Annotated in this window: 21 protein-coding genes; 8 read left to right on the forward strand and 13 right to left on the reverse strand. The window is 69.3% G+C overall.

Going from position 1 to position 18,288, the window contains the following annotated elements; genetic code table 11:
* The first annotated feature begins 279 nt into the window (after nt 1-279).
* From AC3AP7_RS28810 to AC3AP7_RS28820, 3 genes are read left to right on the forward strand one after another with little or no spacing between them, the layout of a single operon-like run.
* On the forward strand, nt 280-756 hold the full coding sequence (locus tag AC3AP7_RS28810; protein WP_487363698.1) for an Hcp family type VI secretion system effector: 477 nt from the start codon (nt 280-282) through the stop codon (nt 754-756).
* A 19-nt stretch (nt 757-775) separates the two neighbouring features.
* On the forward strand, nt 776-1,258 hold the full coding sequence (locus tag AC3AP7_RS28815) for a DUF2778 domain-containing protein (protein WP_487363699.1): 483 nt from the start codon (nt 776-778) through the stop codon (nt 1,256-1,258).
* Complete coding sequence (locus AC3AP7_RS28820; protein ID WP_487363700.1) at nt 1,255-1,569, forward strand: hypothetical protein; 315 nt, start codon at nt 1,255-1,257, stop codon at nt 1,567-1,569. Before AC3AP7_RS28815 ends, AC3AP7_RS28820 begins: the two co-directional genes overlap by 4 nt.
* Nucleotides 1,570-1,691: 122 nt before the next feature.
* On the opposite strand, the gene AC3AP7_RS28825 is transcribed toward AC3AP7_RS28820, so the two are convergent.
* Nucleotides 1,692-2,606, reverse strand: coding sequence for a LysR substrate-binding domain-containing protein (locus AC3AP7_RS28825; protein ID WP_487363701.1), 915 nt, complete (start codon nt 2,604-2,606; stop codon nt 1,692-1,694).
* Nucleotides 2,607-2,714: 108 nt separating this feature from the next.
* Between AC3AP7_RS28825 and AC3AP7_RS28830 the strand changes: the two genes are divergently transcribed.
* Nucleotides 2,715-3,992 (forward strand): MFS transporter, encoded by a 1,278-nt coding sequence (locus AC3AP7_RS28830; protein ID WP_487363702.1) that lies wholly within the window; start codon nt 2,715-2,717, stop codon nt 3,990-3,992.
* Between the two features lie 350 nt (nt 3,993-4,342).
* Here the strand turns inward: AC3AP7_RS28830 and AC3AP7_RS28835 are convergent, their stop codons facing one another.
* Both AC3AP7_RS28835 and AC3AP7_RS28840 read right to left on the reverse strand, forming a co-directional pair.
* The gene (locus AC3AP7_RS28835) at nt 4,343-4,588 is read right to left on the reverse strand and encodes a hypothetical protein (RefSeq protein ID WP_487363703.1); all 246 of its coding nucleotides are present in this window, start codon (nt 4,586-4,588) and stop codon (nt 4,343-4,345) included.
* A gap of 150 nt (nt 4,589-4,738) precedes the next feature.
* Nucleotides 4,739-5,725, reverse strand: a complete 987-nt coding sequence (locus AC3AP7_RS28840; protein WP_487363704.1) for a chemotaxis protein CheW — start codon at nt 5,723-5,725, stop codon at nt 4,739-4,741.
* A gap of 305 nt (nt 5,726-6,030) precedes the next feature.
* Here AC3AP7_RS28840 and chrA point away from each other — a divergent pair, with 305 nt between their 5' ends.
* Nucleotides 6,031-7,263, forward strand: coding sequence for a chromate efflux transporter (gene chrA, locus AC3AP7_RS28845; RefSeq protein WP_487363705.1), 1,233 nt, complete (start codon nt 6,031-6,033; stop codon nt 7,261-7,263).
* A 145-nt stretch (nt 7,264-7,408) separates the two neighbouring features.
* Here chrA and AC3AP7_RS28850 read toward each other — a convergent pair whose 3' ends face one another.
* Complete coding sequence (locus AC3AP7_RS28850) at nt 7,409-8,023, reverse strand: cytochrome b (RefSeq protein ID WP_487363706.1); 615 nt, start codon at nt 8,021-8,023, stop codon at nt 7,409-7,411.
* Nucleotides 8,024-8,214: 191 nt separating this feature from the next.
* Here AC3AP7_RS28850 and AC3AP7_RS28855 point away from each other — a divergent pair, with 191 nt between their 5' ends.
* Both AC3AP7_RS28855 and AC3AP7_RS28860 read left to right on the forward strand, forming a co-directional pair.
* On the forward strand, nt 8,215-8,886 hold the full coding sequence (locus tag AC3AP7_RS28855) for a glutathione S-transferase family protein (protein WP_487363707.1): 672 nt from the start codon (nt 8,215-8,217) through the stop codon (nt 8,884-8,886).
* A gap of 234 nt (nt 8,887-9,120) precedes the next feature.
* Complete coding sequence (locus AC3AP7_RS28860) at nt 9,121-10,155, forward strand: methyl-accepting chemotaxis protein (protein ID WP_487363708.1); 1,035 nt, start codon at nt 9,121-9,123, stop codon at nt 10,153-10,155.
* Between the two features lie 9 nt (nt 10,156-10,164).
* Here AC3AP7_RS28860 and AC3AP7_RS28865 read toward each other — a convergent pair whose 3' ends face one another.
* From AC3AP7_RS28865 to AC3AP7_RS28900, 8 genes are all read right to left on the reverse strand, one after another.
* Complete coding sequence (locus AC3AP7_RS28865; RefSeq protein ID WP_487363709.1) at nt 10,165-10,746, reverse strand: flavin reductase family protein; 582 nt, start codon at nt 10,744-10,746, stop codon at nt 10,165-10,167.
* 104 nt (nt 10,747-10,850) lie between these two features.
* On the reverse strand, nt 10,851-11,069 hold the full coding sequence (locus AC3AP7_RS28870; protein WP_487363710.1) for a YXWGXW repeat-containing protein: 219 nt from the start codon (nt 11,067-11,069) through the stop codon (nt 10,851-10,853).
* 57 nt (nt 11,070-11,126) lie between these two features.
* Nucleotides 11,127-12,275: a DUF1501 domain-containing protein gene (locus AC3AP7_RS28875; RefSeq protein ID WP_487363711.1), complete on the reverse strand. Its 1,149-nt coding sequence runs from the start codon at nt 12,273-12,275 to the stop codon at nt 11,127-11,129.
* Nucleotides 12,276-12,280: 5 nt separating this feature from the next.
* Nucleotides 12,281-13,681 (reverse strand): DUF1800 domain-containing protein, encoded by a 1,401-nt coding sequence (locus AC3AP7_RS28880; RefSeq protein WP_487363712.1) that lies wholly within the window; start codon nt 13,679-13,681, stop codon nt 12,281-12,283.
* A gap of 88 nt (nt 13,682-13,769) precedes the next feature.
* Nucleotides 13,770-14,255, reverse strand: coding sequence for a periplasmic heavy metal sensor (locus tag AC3AP7_RS28885; protein WP_487363713.1), 486 nt, complete (start codon nt 14,253-14,255; stop codon nt 13,770-13,772).
* Nucleotides 14,252-14,671 carry a hypothetical protein gene (locus AC3AP7_RS28890; RefSeq protein ID WP_487363714.1) on the reverse strand — a complete coding sequence of 140 codons (420 nt, stop codon included), beginning with the start codon at nt 14,669-14,671 and terminating at the stop codon, nt 14,252-14,254. Before AC3AP7_RS28890 ends, AC3AP7_RS28885 begins: the two co-directional genes overlap by 4 nt.
* A complete protein-coding gene (locus tag AC3AP7_RS28895; RefSeq protein ID WP_487363715.1) occupies nt 14,668-15,303 on the reverse strand; it encodes an RNA polymerase sigma factor in 636 nt (211 codons plus the stop codon). The genes AC3AP7_RS28890 and AC3AP7_RS28895 overlap by 4 nt, the downstream gene beginning before the upstream one ends.
* Before the next feature lie 78 nt (nt 15,304-15,381).
* Nucleotides 15,382-15,681: a YXWGXW repeat-containing protein gene (locus AC3AP7_RS28900; RefSeq protein WP_487363716.1), complete on the reverse strand. Its 300-nt coding sequence runs from the start codon at nt 15,679-15,681 to the stop codon at nt 15,382-15,384.
* A gap of 220 nt (nt 15,682-15,901) precedes the next feature.
* On the opposite strand from AC3AP7_RS28900, the gene AC3AP7_RS28905 reads away from it, so the two are divergent.
* A complete protein-coding gene (locus tag AC3AP7_RS28905; RefSeq protein WP_487363717.1) occupies nt 15,902-16,726 on the forward strand; it encodes an AraC family transcriptional regulator in 825 nt (274 codons plus the stop codon).
* A 22-nt stretch (nt 16,727-16,748) separates the two neighbouring features.
* Here the strand turns inward: AC3AP7_RS28905 and pdxR are convergent, their stop codons facing one another.
* On the reverse strand, nt 16,749-18,230 hold the full coding sequence (gene pdxR, locus AC3AP7_RS28910) for a MocR-like pyridoxine biosynthesis transcription factor PdxR (protein WP_487363718.1): 1,482 nt from the start codon (nt 18,228-18,230) through the stop codon (nt 16,749-16,751).
* Nucleotides 18,231-18,288 lie beyond the last annotated feature (58 nt).

Below are 18,288 nucleotides of genomic sequence, written 5' to 3' on the forward strand. Positions count from 1 at the left end.
GGCCCATCTGATGTCCCGTAGCTTCTTGTGCACATTGCACACGCATACCTCGCTCTACGCTGCGCAGGGCAGTCCGCTCGGGCATTGAAATTCATCGCGTCAGCGGTCAGGAAATAGGCGGGACAATGCAAAAAAATCCCACAAAATCACGCTATAACTTATGCAATCCTGAATTTTTTACGCACTGCTTATGGCATACGGGGCTATCGTGCCAATTTATGCCCATATAACGCGGTTATCTGGCTATCGTACACGTCTTCATCGCCCTGGAGTTATCGAATGGCGCAGGATATTTTTATCAAGATCAATGGTATCGACGGCGAATCACAGGACGCCGATCATCCGAACGAAATAGATGTAATCGGGTGGCGCTGGAAGATTTCGCAACAACCGGCCGTGATGTCAGGTTCGGGCGGTGGCGCGAGCAAAGCCACTGTCTCCGGTCTCGAATTCACGCATCAGCTGGACCGCGCCAGCCCGAATCTTGTGAAATACTGTTTTACGGGCAAGCATATCGATCAGGCAAAGTTAACCGCCCGGAAAGCCGGTGGCCTGCCATTTGAGTACCTGAAAATCACGTTATACGATGTGGTAATTTCCGACGTGGAGCCAGTCGGCGGCGGCGACGTCTGCCACGAGAGCGTTCGCCTCTCCTTTTCGACCATGAAGCACGAATATTTCGTACAGAACGAAATGGGCGGAAATTCCGGTGCCGTAACGGCAACACTGCATATCAGGAACAATACAACCCGATGATCTTTCTGGAGGAATCCCAATGCCTGTGAGATGCACGTTTATTCTCAACAACAAAAGGACTTCTATGCTCACCTGTGAGGGAACCGCACCGGTTTCCGCATTTTCTGGTGCGGACGAGGGTCGGGACAACCCCGCAGAGACGAGCATAGAAAATATTGGCGCTCTTCCGAAAGGAATCTACTATCTTGTAGATCGTCAATCGGGAGGGCGCCTGGGATTTCTTTACGACTGGTGGGATGCACACGGCTACGGTTCGACAGACAAGCATAGTTGGTTCATGCTTTGGAATCCTGTCTCCGGCGACACGACCCGCATCAGCGGAATAAAGCGCGGCAATTTCAGACTGCATCCCAAAGGCCCACTGGGATTGAGTCACGGCTGCATTACGGTCGTTTCTCCTTACGAGTTCGATCGGCTTCAGAAATTTATCCGCTCCCGCGGGCAAACTTTGCCAGTGCCTGGAACGACCTTAAAAGCCTATGGTGTCGTAGAGGTCAAGTGAAAAATTCACTTCTGAAACAGGTACTTTCACGCATCGGCCTGATCGTTGCCGCGGCTATCGGAGGGTGGCAATTGACATATGTCATTGTATCGCTGCCATTCAATATGCCCGTTTTCCTTGATTCGTTGATTGAATTTCTTCTTTCCGCGACCGGGGCGAGCCACCTTGAAAATCCAGAGGATATAGCAACGCTTGCACTGCTGATTTACTGGGTGATAGCGACCCTGCTTGTCGGTGCACTACTTTTATCTGGCTATCACGCCCTACGTCAGTATCGGTTCAGAAAAACCGGGCGACGTCCGAAACATTAGAGTCATCGGCTTACGCCATTTCCGGCGTGATCGCCGTTATGTCTGAAGTCCCGCTCCGTGGCTTCCGACACCTTCCTCACGAAGTAAAGCGCACGCTCAAGGCGTAATGCGTGCCTCCCCCGCTAAACAAGCCCCTCCCCCGACACATGCAGCACCCGCACCGAATCCATCACCAGCGCGGCCAGCCGCGCGACGAGCGGCGACGCTGCGCCCGACGCATGATGCAAAGCCAGCGGCAGCGACGGCAGCGACGGCAGGCCGCTCTCGCCGGCATCCAGCACCCGCACGCCCGGCGGCAGACCGTAGGTCGTGCGCACCGTCACGCCAAGACCGGCCGCCGCGGCCGCCCACAGGCCCGACAGACTCGGACTCGTGAACGCAATGCGCCATCTGATGCCGGCGCGATCCAGCGCCGCCACGGCGGCGCTATAGAACAGGCACGGCCGGTCGAATGCGATGAGCGGCAACGGTTCGTTCGCCTCGGGTTGCCAGGGGACCGACGACGAAGCAATCCAGCGCATCGGCGGCACAGCGATCGGCGTCGGCAGCGTGGCCGCATTGCCGTCGTCCTGCGCACGGCCCGTCCCCCATGCGAGCGCCAGATCGAGTCGACCCGACGCAATCCGCTCGAACAATTCCGTATTGCGCGCAACCCGCGCCTCGATCCGCACCTTCGGATGCGCGCGCGCAAACCGACCGAGCACATCGGGTAACACGCCCTCGCCGAAATCCTCCTGCAAGCCGAGCCGGATCCACCCGTGAAGATCCGCGCCGCGCACCGCAACCGCCGCTTCATCGTTCAGGTCGACCAGACGGCGCGCATAGGCGAGCATCACCTCGCCCGCTTCGGTAAGCGCGAGACCGCGGCCGGACTTGCGAAACAAGGCGGTGCCCGCCTGCTCTTCGAGCTTGTGAATCTGCGCGCTCACCGCCGAGGTCGAGCGCCCCACGCGATCGGCCGCCTTCGCGAAGCTCCCCAGCTCCATCCCGGCGACAAAACTGCGCAGCACAGCGAGATCAAAGCTGGTTGAACTCATGATAATAATCCCGTTTTATCGAACGATTCGTTCATAACTTTTTGATTTTCAGGATTATCGTAGACGCTCACACTGGCAACCGTCAACCTCAACGGCAGGGGCTACAAGATGGTTTCTTTCGACAGGAACGCGCGCCAGCACGGCGGCGCGCATCGCTGGAAGGTGCTGGGTGCGGGCGTGGCCGCCAATGCGAGCTTTTCCGCCGCGGCGGCCGGCATTCCGACGACAGCAGTCTGGATGCGCAGCGGCTATCACCTCGGCAACGGCGGGCTCGGCGTGGTGCTTGGCGCGCTAGGGCTCGGCGTGGCGGTATCGGAGATGCCGTGGGGGATGCTGACCGATCGCTGGGGCGACCGGCCGGTGCTGCTGACGGGCCTGTTCGCCACGGCCGCCGCGCTCGTCACGATGAGTCTTTGCGCCGTGCCGGCCGCAGGCGGCGCCGCGCCGGCAGCTGGCTGGCTGGTGTTCTCGATGTTCGCACTCGGCCTGCTCGGCGGCAGCGTCAACGGATCGAGCGGACGCGCGGTGATGGCGTGGTTCGGCGAAGGCGAGCGCGGTCTTGCGATGAGCATCCGTCAGACCGCCGTTCCGCTCGGCGGCGGCCTCGGCGCCGCGCTGCTCCCGTGGCTCGCGTCGGCGCATGGCTTCAGGCTGGTATTCGGTGCGCTCGCAACGATGTGCGCCCTGTCGGGCGCGTTCGCATGGCGCTGGGTCCATGAGCCCGCGCACAAGCCGGCGCGCGCGGCCGGCGCGCTGTCGGCGCCCGCCGCCGCTGCGCCCCTGAAGGACGCGCTGATCTGGCGCCTCGTGATCGGCATCGGCGTACTCTGCATTCCGCAGTTCGCCGTGCTGACGTTTGCAACCGTGTTCCTGCACGACGACGCCCGCTTCGGCGTGTCCGCGATCAGCGCCACGATGGGCGCGATCCAGCTCGGCGCGATGGCGATGCGCGTGTGGAGCGGGCGTCATACGGATCGTCATCGCAACCGGCGCGGCTATCTGCGGGCGTCGGTCCTGATCGCGGCTGCGTCGTTCGTCGCACTGGCGGCGGCCACCGCAACGGGACTCGCGCACCGCCCGTTCGCCCTCGCTGCGGTGCTGGTTTTCGCGGGCGTCTGCGTATCCGCGTGGCACGGCGTGGCGTATACCGAGCTTGCCACGCTGGCCGGCACGGCACGCGCCGGAACCGCGCTCGGCATGGCGAACACCGCCGTGTACGCGGGCTTCTTCCTGACGCCGCTCGTCATTCCCCGCGTGCTCGCATCCGGCTCATGGGCTGTGGTATGGCTGCTGGCCGGCCTGTGCGCAGCCCTGGCGTTACCGCTGTTTCCGAAGCCGGCGCGCGCCCAGCCGGCCTGCTTCAAGCGCGCAGAACACGCGTCGTGACTGGACGCGCGATACGCCGCGCGCGATCGCGCGTCCATCCGCGGTCAGCGAACGCGCTGACATCAATGCCCTGATCGGAACGCCGCGCGCTTTATGCCCCGCAACCATCACCCCATGCGAGGCAAACAGCGTCGATGCCGATCGCGACGCCGCGTGCCGTCACGGAAGCTTCGGCAAGCCCGAGAGCCGGTTCGATCAGTCGGTGACACGCCTGAAGCCGTGCGGGAAGGCCGTGGAGGTCATGATCGGAGCGGACTTCGCAAAAACGCCGTGACGTGCCGCGCAAAGCGGCCCGCCTCGGACCCCGCGGGCCGTGACGTGACGCGCCGCCGCTCGACCGGCGACGCCGCTCACGACGCGTAATCGGACGCGGTCAACGGCGCCTGCTGGACATCGGGACGCGTCTCGCGAGCGAATTGCCGGCGGCACGCAGCGCGCCCTTGCGGGGTCCCCGATGCAAACGAAACGGCGTCGCAGCGAAGCGGCGCCGCCTGGGCCGGCGGCCCCGCGTCGTGCGCGGGCGCGCCGAGAGCGAACGTGCTGGCGACGCTCCCCACCAGCAGGCCCATACAGGCAAGCGGCTTGACGATCTTCATGGCATCTGTGGCGCCGGCGCCGGCTTCAGCCCGCGCCGGCGCACTCGGGAACAGTGAAGATTCCAGTGTAGCCAATCGCTTCGACACCCGGGGACCCGCGACTGCAAACCTCAGTTGCAGCAAGCGGCACAACGTTCGCCGCGGCGCCCGCTAGACCGGCTGCGCGCGAAACCCCTCGGACGGCGTCGCCAGCGCGTTGCGCAGCGCCTCGGCCAGTTCGTTGGCCGCGAACTTCGCGATATAGCCGTTCGCGCCGGCGTTGCGCACGTGCGCCTCGTTCGCCGCCCCGGTGAGCGACGAGTGAATCACGACCGGCACGTCGCGCATGCGGGCATCGGCCTTGATGTTGCGCGTCAGCGTGAAGCCATCCATCTCGGGCATTTCGAGGTCGGTCAGCACCAGCGCGATCCGGTCGCGTACGCGCTGCTTCTGCTCCTGCGCGTCGCGGGCGACCTGCTGCAGGATATGCCAGGCTTCCTCGCCGGTCTTCGCCATCACGTACTCGGCGCCGATCGCCTCGAGCGCCTGCTCGATCATCTTGCGCGCGAAGCCGGAATCGTCGGCGGCGAGGATCTTCGCGCCGGGCGGCATCGCCAGATGCGCACCGACGTCCTTCGGATCGACCGACGGGTGCTGCGCCGGAAACACGTCGCGCAGCACCTGCTCGACGTCGATCACCTGCGCGAGACGCGAGTCGCCGGTATTGCCGTCGATGCGCGCGATGCTGGTGATCGACTTGCCGGCCGCCGCGCCTTCGGCGGTCAGCACCTGGTTCCATTCGAGCCGCACGATGTCGTCCACCTCCTCGACCGCGAACGCCTGCGTGGAGCGCGCAAACTCGGTGACCAGCAGGATGTTCAGGCCGCGCGTGGGCTCGCAGCCCATCAGCCGCGGCAGGTCGATCACCGGAATCACCTGGCCGCGGATGTCGACCGCGCCCATCACGAACGACGAGGCGCCGGCAATCGGCGTGACCGACGGCATCGTGGAGATTTCGCGTATCTTGAACACGTTGATGCCGTATAGCTCGTGCGCGTCGCTGCCGGGCACCGAACCCAGGCGGAACAGCAGCAATTCGAATTTGTTCGAGCTCGTCAGGCTGGTGCGTTCGTCGGTTGCTCGCAACTCTGCGGACATCGGCATGGTCTCCGGATCGATGACGGTAAGCGCGGCAGCCCTGCCGGCACGCGCCGGGCGCCCGTGCGCCCCCCTGTAGACGGGTTAACGGCGCACGGCCGCCAAAGTTCAGTGTGCCGAACGATTTCCCGGTCCGTCCCGGCAGCCGGCGCACGCGCGCTCCCCCGCGGCGAAACGCCGGTTTGTTCGGAGGAATACGCACAGCCGGGCCGACGGGCGCGCCGGCCAGCCGTCATGGCATACTCGCGCGGTTCACGCCTGTGGCGCGGGCCATGAACGCCGCGCCGCGACCCCCCACGAGACTCATGGACACGCCCACGCATACCCCGCATGCCCCGCTCGCCGTCCATGCCGGCTCCGCCGGCGAAGTGCTGCGCGCGTTTCTGGCACTCGGGTTGACCAGCTTCGGCGGCCCGATCGCGCATATCGGCTATTTCCGCCGTGCGTTCGTCGAGCGCCGCCGCTGGCTGGACGACGACGCCTTCACCGACCTGCTCGGACTCTGCCAGTTCCTGCCGGGCCCCGCGAGCAGCCAGCTCGGCTTCTCGATCGGCTTGCTGCGGGCCGGCTGGGCCGGCGGCCTTGCCGCCTGGTGCGGCTTTACGCTGCCGTCGATCCTGCTGCTGATCGCGTTCGCCACCGTTGCACCGCACCTGAACGGCCCCGTCGGCACGGGCCTCGTGCACGGCCTGAAACTGGTGGCGGTCGCGGTGGTCGCGCAAGCGGTCTGGGACATGGCGCGCCGCCTGTGCGTCGGCGGGCGTCGCGCGGGCATCGCGCTGGCCGCCATCGCCGCGCTCGCCTTGCTGCATACTTCGTATGCACAACTAATCGTTATCGCAGCCGGCGCGGTGCTCGGGCTCGCGCTATGCCGCGACGGCACGCCAGGCGGCGGCGCCCCCGCGCACACGTTCAGGCTGTCCCGCGCGACGGGCATCGCCGCCCTGGCGCTTTTTTTTGCGCTGCTCGCCGTATTGCCGCTCGTCGCGCAGGCGGGCGGCCCCCGTGCGTTCGCGGTGTTCGATGCGTTCTATCGCAGCGGCGCGCTCGTGTTCGGCGGCGGTCACGTGGTGCTGCCGCTTTTGCAGCAGCAAGCCGTGGCGACCGGCTGGGTCGCGCCCGCCGACTTCCTCGCCGGCTACGGCGCCGCGCAGGCCGTGCCGGGCCCGCTGTTCAGCTTCGCCGCCTACCTTGGCTGGATCATGACGGACGCGCCGAACCGCGGTTTCGGCGCGCTCCTCGCGACGGCCGGGATCTTTCTGCCGGGACTGCTGCTGGTGGTCGCCGCGCTGCCGTTCTGGCAGGGGCTCAGGGCGCGGCCGTCGATGGCGGCCATGCTGGCGGGCGTGAACGCCGCCGTGGTCGGCCTGCTGGCGAGCGCGCTCTATACGCCGGTGTGGACGAGCGCCGTGCAGTCCGGCCGCGACTTCGCGATCGCCGCAATCGGCTTTGCGTTGCTCACGCGCTGGAAAGTCGCGCCGCTCGGCGTGGTGGTCCTGTGCGCGGCGGCCGGCATCGCCGCCGCCGCACTGCAGTGACGCGCGAACCGGGCGCGCGAGCGGGACACGTCAAGCCGTCGAGCCGCTCGCCGGGTGTGTCGGGTTTGCCGGGTGTGCCGGGAATGCCGGGAGCGCCGGAAGCGCCGGAAGCGCCGGAAGCGCCGGGAATACCGGTCAATACCGGTCAATGCCGGTGCGCATCGTCCTGGCGGGCGGCGAGGCCCGGCAGCATCCGTCGCAGGATACCGTCGCCCAGCACGTAATGATGCAGCAGCGCGGCCGCCGCGTGCCCGGCCGCGAGGACGATGATCGACCAGCCGATGAAATCGTGCACGTCGTCGACGATCTCGTGCGCGGCATGCGAAAACGGCGCAAACGGCGACGCGATAAGCACGCCGAAAAAGCTGAGCGGGTTGTGTCCGGACCAGCGCAGCACGAAGCCGAGCACGACCTCCGCCACGAGCAGCACGTACAGCAGATGATGCGCCGCGGTCGCCGCGACGCCGGACCAGCCGGCGCCGTGCCCGTCGATGCGCCGCCCGGCGCTCGACCGCCACACGATGCGCACGACGAGCACCGCCGCGAGAATGAGCCCGAATGACGTGTGCGAGACGATGATCAGGTGACGCTCGGGCTTCGGAAAAAAGTCCCAGATTTGTGCGGTCAGAAACTGGAACAGCACCACGGCGGCCGTGGCCCAGTGCAACGCGATCGTCATGCCGTCGTACGCGCGGGCATCGCCGGCCGCGCCGCGTGCCACTGCCTGTCTTGGGTAAGCGGTTTCCTGTCGGGTATTCATGTTTCCTCTCAAAAGTGCCACGCGTGAGCCGCTTCGCCTCCGTCAGCGGCATGCGGCGCCACAGCAACCCGCCCGAGTCTACCGGCTCAATCTGAAGATTTGCTGAAGGCGGGCGAGTCGATGTGCCCCTCTAAATGCCGCCGCCCGTCCCGGCTATGATGTGACACGCCCTTGCCCGGAACCCGCCGCCGATGATCACCGTCCATCACCTGAACAACTCCCGCTCGCAGCGCGTCCTGTGGCTGCTCGAAGAACTCGGCGTGCCCTACGAGGTAAAACGCTACGAGCGCGACCCCGGCACGATGCTCGCGCCGCCCGAGCTGCGCGCAGTTCATCCGCTCGGCAAGTCGCCGGTCATCACGGACGGCGGGCAGACCCTCGCCGAATCGGGCGCGATCGTCGAGTACCTCGCGGACCGCTACGGCGACGGGCGTCTCGCGCCCGCGCCGGGCACGCCCGAGCGTCTGCGCTTCACGTACTGGCTGCACTATGCGGAAGGCTCCGCGATGCCGCCGCTGCTGCTGAAGCTGGTCGCGCTGCGCATCGCGAGCGCGCCGATGCCGTTTTTCGCGCGGCCGTTCGCGCGCAAGATTTCCGCGGCATTGCAGGCGAATTTCATCGATCCGCAACTGAAGCTGCACCTCGGCTACGTCAGCGATGCGCTTGCGCCGACCGGCTGGTTCGTCGGCGATGCGTTCAGCGCGGCCGACATCCAGATGAGCTTTCCGCTCGAAGCAGCCAGCGCGCGCGGTCCGCTCGACGGATCGCTGCACGCGATCAATGACTTTCTCGCCCGCATTCATGCGCGTCCGGCCTATCAGCGTGCGCTCGAACGCGGCGGCAAGTATGAATTGCTGAGCTAGAAGGACCGCATGCGATGCGCGCGCCGTCACGACACGCGACGGCATACACCCGCCGCGCGGGATCGCGTCGCGCCCCGTCGCGGTGCCTGCATCCCCCCGCGTAGTGCAGTGCCGGTTCGTTCGCGGTCATGCGCGCGCGGCGAAAACGTTTGCCCTTGCGCGCAGGCCGGTGCGCCTGCGCAGGCCCGAAGCTTGCAACGTCACGTAGCCGAAACCACGACTACGAACCGCGCCATGTCGAATCCTCAAGCCATCGTCGAGCTCACGCACGAAGTGAAGCGGCTCGCCACCCGAAAGATCAGCGACATCAACGACATCAATCGCGAGACTACCTTTCTCGCGCTGAACGCGCTCATCGAGGCGGCCCGCGCCGGCCATGCGGGCCGCGGCTTCGCGGTCGTCGCGAACCAGGTAAAGCACGTGTCGAAACGCATCTCCGAGATCACCACGGACCTGAACAAGGATCTCGCCGGCTCGCTGAATACGCTCACGCAGCTCGGCGACAGCATGATCGAGCGCCTGCGTTCGCACGACGGCCAGCGCTGCGCCGACCTCGCGCTGAACATGATCGACGTGATCGATCGCAACCTCTACGAGCGCTCCTGCGACGTGCGCTGGTGGGCCACCGACTCGTCGGTCGTGCACTGCGTGTCGACGCAGGATCCGGCCGCGGCCGATCATGCCGGCGAGCGGCTGTCGGTGATTCTCGACAGCTACACGGTCTACCGCGACCTGTGGATCGTCGACGAGCACGGCGTGGTGGTGGCGAACGGACGTCCCGGCCAGTATCCGGTGCGCGGCCAGCAGGTCGCCGGCATGACGTGGTTCAAGGACGCGATGAAGACGAAATCGGGCGCCGACTATGTCGCCCGCGACGTGGACACGCTGCCGCTGCTGCGCGACGCGCAGGTCGCCACCTATGCGACGGCGGTCCGCGAAGGCGGCCTCGCGGACGGCCGCGTGCTCGGCGTGCTCGCGATCTTCTTCGACTGGGCGCCGCAGGCGAGCGCGGTCGTGAAGGGCGTGCGGCTGAGCGACGAGGAATGGTCGCGCACGCGCTGTCTGATCGTGGATGCGTCGTCCCGCGTCATCGCCGCCTCCGACGACAAAGGTGCGCTCAACGAGCGCTTTCCGCTGCAGGCGGACGGCCGGCAAACCGGCTTCTACCGCGCGCCGGACGGCACGATCGTTTCGTTCGCCGCGACGCCGGGTTACGAGACCTACCGCGGTCTCGGCTGGTACGGCGTGATCTGCCAGAAGGCCGCGTAGCGCGGCGCGTCAGGTCGCCGCGCCGCCGGCCGGCGCCACCTCGAATGCGTCGCCGGTGGCGAAGAACGTGCCGCCCGCGACGTAATGGCAGGTCCGCAGATCGGGGTGATCGCCGAAGTGCCAGCGGTTGTTCGAGTACACGCGGCTGTCCGCATAGGCCGCGAGCACTTCGGCAAGGATCATGTCGTGGCGCTGGCTGTCGTCCGGAATGACCTTGCATTCGAGCCACGCGACGCAGCCCGCGAGCATCGGCACGTCGATGCGCCGGCCGGGAAAGGTCTGCAGCGCGAAGGCCGCGAACTTGTCGAGCCCGGCACCGGGCGTCGTGCCGACCGCCAGCGTCTCGCGCGCGAAGCCGCAGCCCGGCAGCTGCAGCCCGAACACGCCGCTCGCGTCGATCAGTTGCCGCGTCAGCGTGCGGCTGTCGACCACGACGACGACTTTCGGCGGATCGAAATCGAGCGGCATCGCCCACGATGCCGCCATCACGTTGGTGCGTCCCGCATGCGCGCTGGTGACGATCGTCACCGGTCCGTGGTTCAGCAGGCGCGTCGCGCGCGCCAGCTCCACGGTTGCTTTCGTGTCTTCCATCGCTCCCCTGCCGGTCTGGACGTGGTATCGGCGAGGCGCCGCTGCAGCGCGCCTCGCGCGGTCACATTCTAGCCGGGGGTGCGCCTCGCGCGCTCGGGCGCGGCTCAGTAGCCAGCCCAGTGCCCGCGCACCCAGACCCAGCGATTGCCGGCCCAGCGGTAATGGCCCTTGACCCAGTGGTAGCCGGGCCCCGGCGCCACGGGCACTGCCTCGACGAGCGGCGCCGGCTGCGGCGGCCGCGCCGGCGCAACGACGCACGCGCTCAGCAGCGCGGCGCAGACGCACGACAGCAAGGCCGCCTGCAAGGTCGATCTTGTTTGCATTGCACTCTCCGGTTATCGGTGAAGGTGGAGCTTCGGTGGATGGCCCGACGGACGTCATCAGGCTTTGATCAGGCCGTCGAGCGGCCGGGTATTGCCCGCCTGGGCAAACAGCGCGCGGGCGGTGCGCTGCGGATCGAGCCGCAGATGCTCGCTCGCGGCGCCCGCAATCAGGCCGTCGAGCGCGGTGGTCGGACGCAGGTCGCGTGCCTGATACAGGTCGCCGGGCCGCAGGCCGGGCCAGTCGCCGATCACGCGCCCGCCGCGCACCGCGCCGCCGATCAGCATCGCCGCGGAGCCGGTGCCGTGGTCCGTGCCCTGGGTGCCGTTGACGGCCGCGGTGCGGCCGAACTCGGTCGCCACCAGCACCGCAGTGTTGTTCCATTGCGGCCCGAGCCCGTCGCGCAGCGCGGCGAGCATCGTGTCGAGCGCCTTCAGCTGGTTCGCGAGGCGCGGCGGCTGCGCGCTGTGGGTGTCCCAGCCGCCGGTCTCGATCATCGCGATGCGCGGCCCGTCGTCGCGCACGAGAAAGCTCGCCGCGAGCTTGCCGAGACTCGCGGGATCCTGGCGTGCGCGGGTGTCGCCCGCGAGTTCGCGCGCCATCATCGCGGACGTCCAGAGCGGGTGCAGTTGCGCATCGTGCTCGTAAAGCTGCGCGACCCGCGCGAGCAGATCGTCGGAGGCCCGCGGCAGCGCCGACGGCGCATACGACGTGACCGCCGCCGGACCGCGCAGCGCAAGCGGCACGGTGGGCGCGAACGCGATCGCGTTCTCGTGCGTGGCGGGCAGTTGCGCGGCGAGCCGGTTCAGCCAGCCGTCGCGGACCTGATACGGCGCGGCGCCGCCGCTTTCGAGCACGTTCTGGCCATCGAAATGCGAGCGGTCGCGGTACGGCGACGCGACCGCATGCACGAACAGCGCGTCGCCGGCCGCGTACATCTGCGCGGTCTGCACGAGCGCCGGATGCAGCGCGAACGTGCCGTCGAGCTTCGCGGCGGCGGCCGTATCGACGGCAATCTCGCCGCGCAGGCCCGCATAGGCCGGCTCGGCATACGGCACGACGATGCTCAGGCCATCGGCCGCGCCGCGCTGGATCACGAAGACGAAGCGCCGCTCGGTGGCGACGCGCGCGAACGCGATGCGCGGCGCGACGAGCATCGCGCCCGCGCCGGCAGCCGCGACATGAAGAAAGCGACGACGGGACAGCATGGCATTCACCTCCGCAGAAAGTCGGGCGAGACGAGCAGCAGCGCGAGCGCGGTCGTGCCGCTGTCGGCCTGGGCAAGCGCCGTGGCGGTCGGCGCGCTGAGCGTGCCGGCCGTGAGCGTCTGGCCGAGCACGCGCGCATCGAAACGGTCGCCGGCGCGCGCCGCGAAGCGCTGCGCGACGTCGACGCGCAGCACCAGCGCGTCCGGTCCGGCCCAGCTCGCGCCAATGTCGTCGTAGCCGGCGGGCGAGCCCGGCCGCCACACCGGCTGGCCGAGCTGCGTGAGCAGCGGGGCGCCCTGCAGGCGCCCGAGGTCCTGCCAGCCGAGACCGCGCAGCGCGGAAAGCGTCCACTGCCACGGCGTCTTGAACTTCGCGCCGGGCTGCGCCCACGCTTGCGGCGAATCGATCAGCGCGCGATAGACCGTGGGCAGATCGCCGCCGCTGCGCGTGAACGCGTCGGCCAGCCGTGCGGTGAGCGCGGGCGGCGGATTGTCGGCGACGAAATGGCGCGCGAGCTTGAAGCCGATGTGCTGTGCGGTAGCCGGCGACGCCGAGAAATCGGCGAGGATCGCGCGCGCCTGCTGCTCGCCCGGCTGGGCGTAGCGGCGGCCCATGATCACGCGTGCGCCGGGCTCGTGCAGCGCGGCGCGGAACACGAAGCTGCCGGGCGCCGCATCGTGCGGCTGCGGCCCTTTCACGCCGGCGATGCTCCAGCCGGTCAGCGCGCGCGCGAATTCGGTCACGTCCGCCTGCGTATAGCCGCTGCGCACGCCGAGCGTATGCAGCTCCATGATCTCGCGCGCGAGATTCTCGTTCAGGCCGCGCCGCGCGCCCGGATGGCGCGCATCGGCGCGCAGCGCCGCCACGCTGTCCGGGCCGACCGAGCGCGCCTGGTCGAGAAAGAGCTGCATCGCCGGATGCTGCTCGACCGCGATCAGCATGTCCTCGAAGCGGCCCATCACGTGCGGACGGATCGCCTCCGCTTCGAACGCGCCGGCGAGCGCCGCGACCTGCGGCTTGTCGACCGACACCGCAAAGTGATTGGCCCAGAAATGCACGAGCTGCTCGGCAAACGGCGTAGGCGTTGTCAGCGCGCTCGCGATGCGCGCGTTGACCGCGCCGCGATAGATCGCGAGCACCTCCTCGCGCAACGCCTTGTTGGCGATGAGCCGGTCGGCCGGGTCCAGCTTTTCGCGGGCCTGCTGCAGACGCTCCTCGCCGAGCTGGGTCGCCAGCGCGACGCTGCCGGGCTGGTCCGCCCAGGCGGCCGTTTGCGGCGAGTAGGCGCCGCACTGCGCGAGCAGCCAGCCGCGCGGATCGGCGGGCGCGCGCTCGTCCGGGCGGGCGCCGAGGCCGAAGCGGTTGAGCGCGATCGCCGCGGCGGTGTCGTGGGGTGACGTGACCATGCGCGCTCCTCTTCAGGCGTCGGGTATGTGGCTTAAACGCGGGATGCCCGGGCAATCCGTCGCGCGCGGCCGCGGTTTTCGCCGCCGCTCATTGCGGCGCCGCCCGCTTGCCGGGCGGCTTCGGCTGACGCCACTGGCCGGCCTCGCGCAGGCCGTCGGCGAAGCGCAGGCGCTCTTCGGGCGTGAGCGTGGCGGCGAAGTCCGCGACGCCGCTCTCGACCTGCGCACGCAACGCGCTGTCGGCCGCGCGCGTGCGCGCCAGCGCCGCGTCGAGCGCCGCGCGATCGAGCTGCGGCGCGGCGAGCAGGCTCAGCACGTCGCGCCGGCCTTCGCGGCCGGCGCGCGCGTCGGCGCGCGCCGTCATGCGCGCGGCGCGCAGCGCCTCGACGAACTCGCGCTGACGCTGCGGCGACAGCTCGTCTGCGGCGAAACGCAACGCGGTGCGCGGCGGCGCGTGCCGCGCGTGATCGTGCGCGGCAAACCACTGATACGCGCCGCCGGCAATGCCGCCCAGCAAAAACGCATTGAACACGAGCGACGCCACGAGCACGAATTTCAGGCTGCGATCGCTCATTCGCCGCTCCAGCTGGCGGTGGTCCCGCCAAACCCCGACGTGAAATACGAAGCCTCGTGCAGCGTCGGCGGCGCGCTCGTCAGCACGAAGAACGACACCGCGAACGCGCCGGCCAGTCCGCCCGCGAGGCCCGCGCCCGCGAACACCGCGCCCTGCCACCAGAACCGGCCGCGCGCGCGCGGCGCGCGGCGCGCCGGCGCACGCGCGACGACCCGCTCGACCAGCGCGCGCGCCGGCGGCTCGACCGTCGCGCCGGCGAGCCAGGCATCGAGCGACGCGGCCTGCGCGCACAGTGCGTCGGCTTCGGCGCGGTGCTGCGCGGCCCACGCCACGGCGGCCTCGCGTTCGGCGGCCGGCCAGCGGCGTGAATCGGCGCCATACGCGTCGACGAGGGTTCGGAATCGCTCAGGTGTCATCGCAGGTCCTTGCTCAAGCCGCTGTCCGCGAGTTGCGCGCGCAGGTTGCGGCGCGCGCGCGCAAGCAGGCTTTCGAGCGCATCGACGGTGATGCCCATTAGCGCTGCCGCGTCGATATTCGACAGCTCCTGGTAGTAGTTGAGCACCAGCGCCTCGCGCTGCCGCACCGGCAGCGCGGCGAGCGCCGCGCGCACGCGCGCGTCGCGCACGCGGGCCTCGAACTGCAGATCCGGCGGATCGCACGGATCGGCGTCGTCGGGCAGCACGTCGAGCGGCGTCTCGCGACGTCCGCGCAGGCGGTCGTAGCACAGGTTCAGCGCGACGCGATGAATCCATGTATCGAAGCGCGCCTCGCCCTCCTGCCAGCGCGGCGCCTGTTTCCAGATCCGCACGAACGCCTCCTGCGCAACGTCTTCCGCTTCCATCCGGTCCCCGAGCATGCGCGTGGCCAGCGCGAGCAGCCGCGGCAGCTTGCGCGCGACCAGCGTGCGCACGGCCGCGGGATCCTGCGCGCCGACGCGCGCGACGAGTTCCGCGTCGGGATCGCGCTCGTCGGGCGCATGCCCGTCCGGCGCGTCCGTGGTTGCGGGACGCGCGTCGCGGGAACGCTCGCGCGCGGGACGCTCGCTCAAGGGGCGCGCTCCGATGCCGTCCGCAGCGCACGGCGCGCATGCATGATGCTCATGACCGGCCGCCTCGCGCGACAGGCATCAGCGCCAGTGGCCCGGCACCCAGCGCCAGTTCGGACCGCGCTGCACCCAGTGGCCCGGCACCCAGTGCTGGCCCATGCGCACCGGCCGCCAGTGCCCCCGCACCCACACGTAGCGGCCGTGCATCCAGTGCCAGTGGCCGGGATCCCACACGAAGCCGGGACGCGGCGCCGGCGCGACTTCGACGCGCGGCGGCGGCGGCGGGCTCGGGGCGATGATCACCGTCTGGGCGAACACGGACGAGGCCGTCAGCGTGAGCGCGGCGAGGACAAGGCTGCGCACGAGGGCAACAGGTTTCATAGGCACTTCTCCGAAAGCGGATATGAGGGGTTGAAACGACGTGGATACCGGTTAAACGACGCACACGGGAAAATCCGTCGCGTATTCTGCACATATTGCGCGCGATGCGCGACCGCCGGAACGACCGGGTGCAACCGGTGCGAGATGCACGGGAGGCGCACCGGCGGCCGCGCGGTTCGTGCCCGCCGGCCTTTCAACTGCCTGACCGCCCTGCCGTCCCGTGCCCGAAGCCCGTCCGCCCGAACTGCCCGAACACGACGCCGCCCGCGCCCTCGCGCGGCGCTATCCGCGCGGGCTGCAGATCGAGCCGCACGCGCACGCATGGGGCCAGCTGCTCTACGCGGTCGCCGGCGTGATGTGGGTCGAAGTCGGCCGCGAGGCGCTCGTCGTGCCGCCGCAGCGGGCCGTCTGGCTGCCCGCCGGCACGGTGCACTCGATCCTGATGATGAGCGAGGTCGAGATGCGCAATCTGTACCTGAACCCGCACGCGGTCCAGCATCTGAGCGCGCACAGCGACGTGTTCGAGATCAACGGGCTGCTGCGCGTGCTGATCACGAAGATTGCCGAGTACGAGCAGACCGGGGCACGCGACCGCGCGTATCTGGACGCCGCGTACCGGCTCGCGATGCTCGAACTCGCGCACGCGCCGCGCTCGGCGCTGCGCATCGCGCTGCCGGATCCGTCGACGGCCTCCGACCGGCGGCTGCACGCGCTGTGCCGCGCGGTGATCGACAACCCGTCGATCGAAATCGGCTTCGAGCAGCACGCGGCCGCGGTCGGCGCGAGCGTGCGCACGCTCGCGCGGCTGTTCAAGCGGGAGCTGGGCATCGGATTCGCCGAATGGCGGCGTCAGGTGCAACTCGCGGTCGCGGTGTCGGCGCTCGCGGAGGGGCGGCCGGTCGGCGGCGTCGCGCGCTCGCTCGGCTACCTGCCGAGCAGCTTCAGCGACATGTTCCGGCGCGCGCTCGGCGCGTCGCCGCTCGGCTTCCAGGGCGGCCCCGCGGCCTCGGACACGGGCGAACGCGAAGCCGGGGAGGCCGGCTGAAGCGGGTCGGGCGGGCGAACGCTCAGGCGCGGTCGTGCGCCTTGCGCGGCGGCTTCATGCCCGCCTCGCGCGCGAGCCGCGCAAGCACCGCGACGGCGGGCTCGATCTCCTCGACCGCCGTATTGCCGTAGCCGATCACGAGTCCGCTCGCGCGGTGCTGCGGCGCGAGCGCGAAGCTCGACAGCGCGCGCGCCGCGATGCCGTGCGGCAGCGCGCGCCCGACGAGCGCGCGATCGTCGAGCGCGGCCGGCAAACGCAGCGTCAGATGCATCCCGCAGTCGCCGCCGAGAATCGGCGCGCCGGCGAAGTGACGCGCGAGCGCATCGCGCAGCGCCTGCTGGCGCTCGCGATACAGACGCCGCATGCGTCCGAGATGCCGCCCGAATTCGCCGCATTCGATGAAGTGGGCGAGCGCGCGCTGTTCGAGCCGGTGGCCGCCGCGCAGCAGTTCGCGCAGCGCGTCGCCGGCCTGCGCCGCGACGCCGCGCGGCAGCACGACGAAGCCGGTGCGCAGCGCCGGAAACATCGTCTTGCTGAACGAGCCGACGTACAGCACCGGCGCATCCGGCACGAGCCCCTGCATGCTCGCGATCGGCTCGCCGGTGTGGCGGAACTCGCCGTCGTAGTCGTCTTCGATGAGCCATGCGCCCGCCCGGTGCGCGTGCGCGATCAGCGCGAGGCGGCGCGCCACCGACAGCACCGCGCCGCTCGGATACTGATGCGCGGGCGACGTGTACACGAGCCGCGGCGGGTCGGTCTGCCACGCGTGCGGCGGCGCGACGAGCCCTTCGGCATCGACGCGAAGCGGCACGATGCGCAGGTCGCCCGCGTGGCACGCGGCCTTCGCCCCCCGGTAGCCGGGGTCCTCGACCCACGCGACGTCGCCGGGATTGCTCAGCAGCCGCACGCACAGCTGCAGCGCCTCCTGCGCGCCCTCGGTGATCACGACCTGCGCGCTGTCGCACCGCACGCCGCGGGCGATGCGCAGGTGCGCGGCCACCGCGTCGCGCAGCGCCGGCTCGCCGGCCGGTGCGCCGTAGCCGAGCGCATCGGGCGCCGCGCCATCCATCGCGCGGTCGAGCGAGCGCCGCCAGGCCGCGAGCGGAAACCGGTCGAGCGCCGGCATGCCGGGCATCAGCCGGCTCGCACGGGTCGCTTGCGCCGGCAGCGCGGCAAGCGGCGCGAAACGCGCCGCGAACGCCACGCGCGCGGGCGTGACGTGCGCCGGCGCCTGCGCACCCGCGTGCGACAGCGATGTGACGCGCGTGCCGCGGCGGTCGGCCATCACGTAACCCTCGGCGGCCAGATGCTCGTAGGCGATCACGACGGTGTTGCGCGACACGCCGAGCTCCGCGGCCAGCAGCCGCGACGCCGGCAGCCGCGTACCCGCCGGCAGGCGCCCGGACAGGATCGCTTTTTGCAAGCGGGTAATGAGCTGCCGCTGGAGCGGCGCGCCCGCCGACGTGCCGGCGCGCGGCGTCAGCGGTCCGATGATCTCGATCATGCGACTGGACCTATCAGAATTGCTTTGGATGGATCTTTTTAACATACCACGTGTCGCG

This window comes from Paraburkholderia sp. PAMB 6770, from assembly GCF_057748135.1.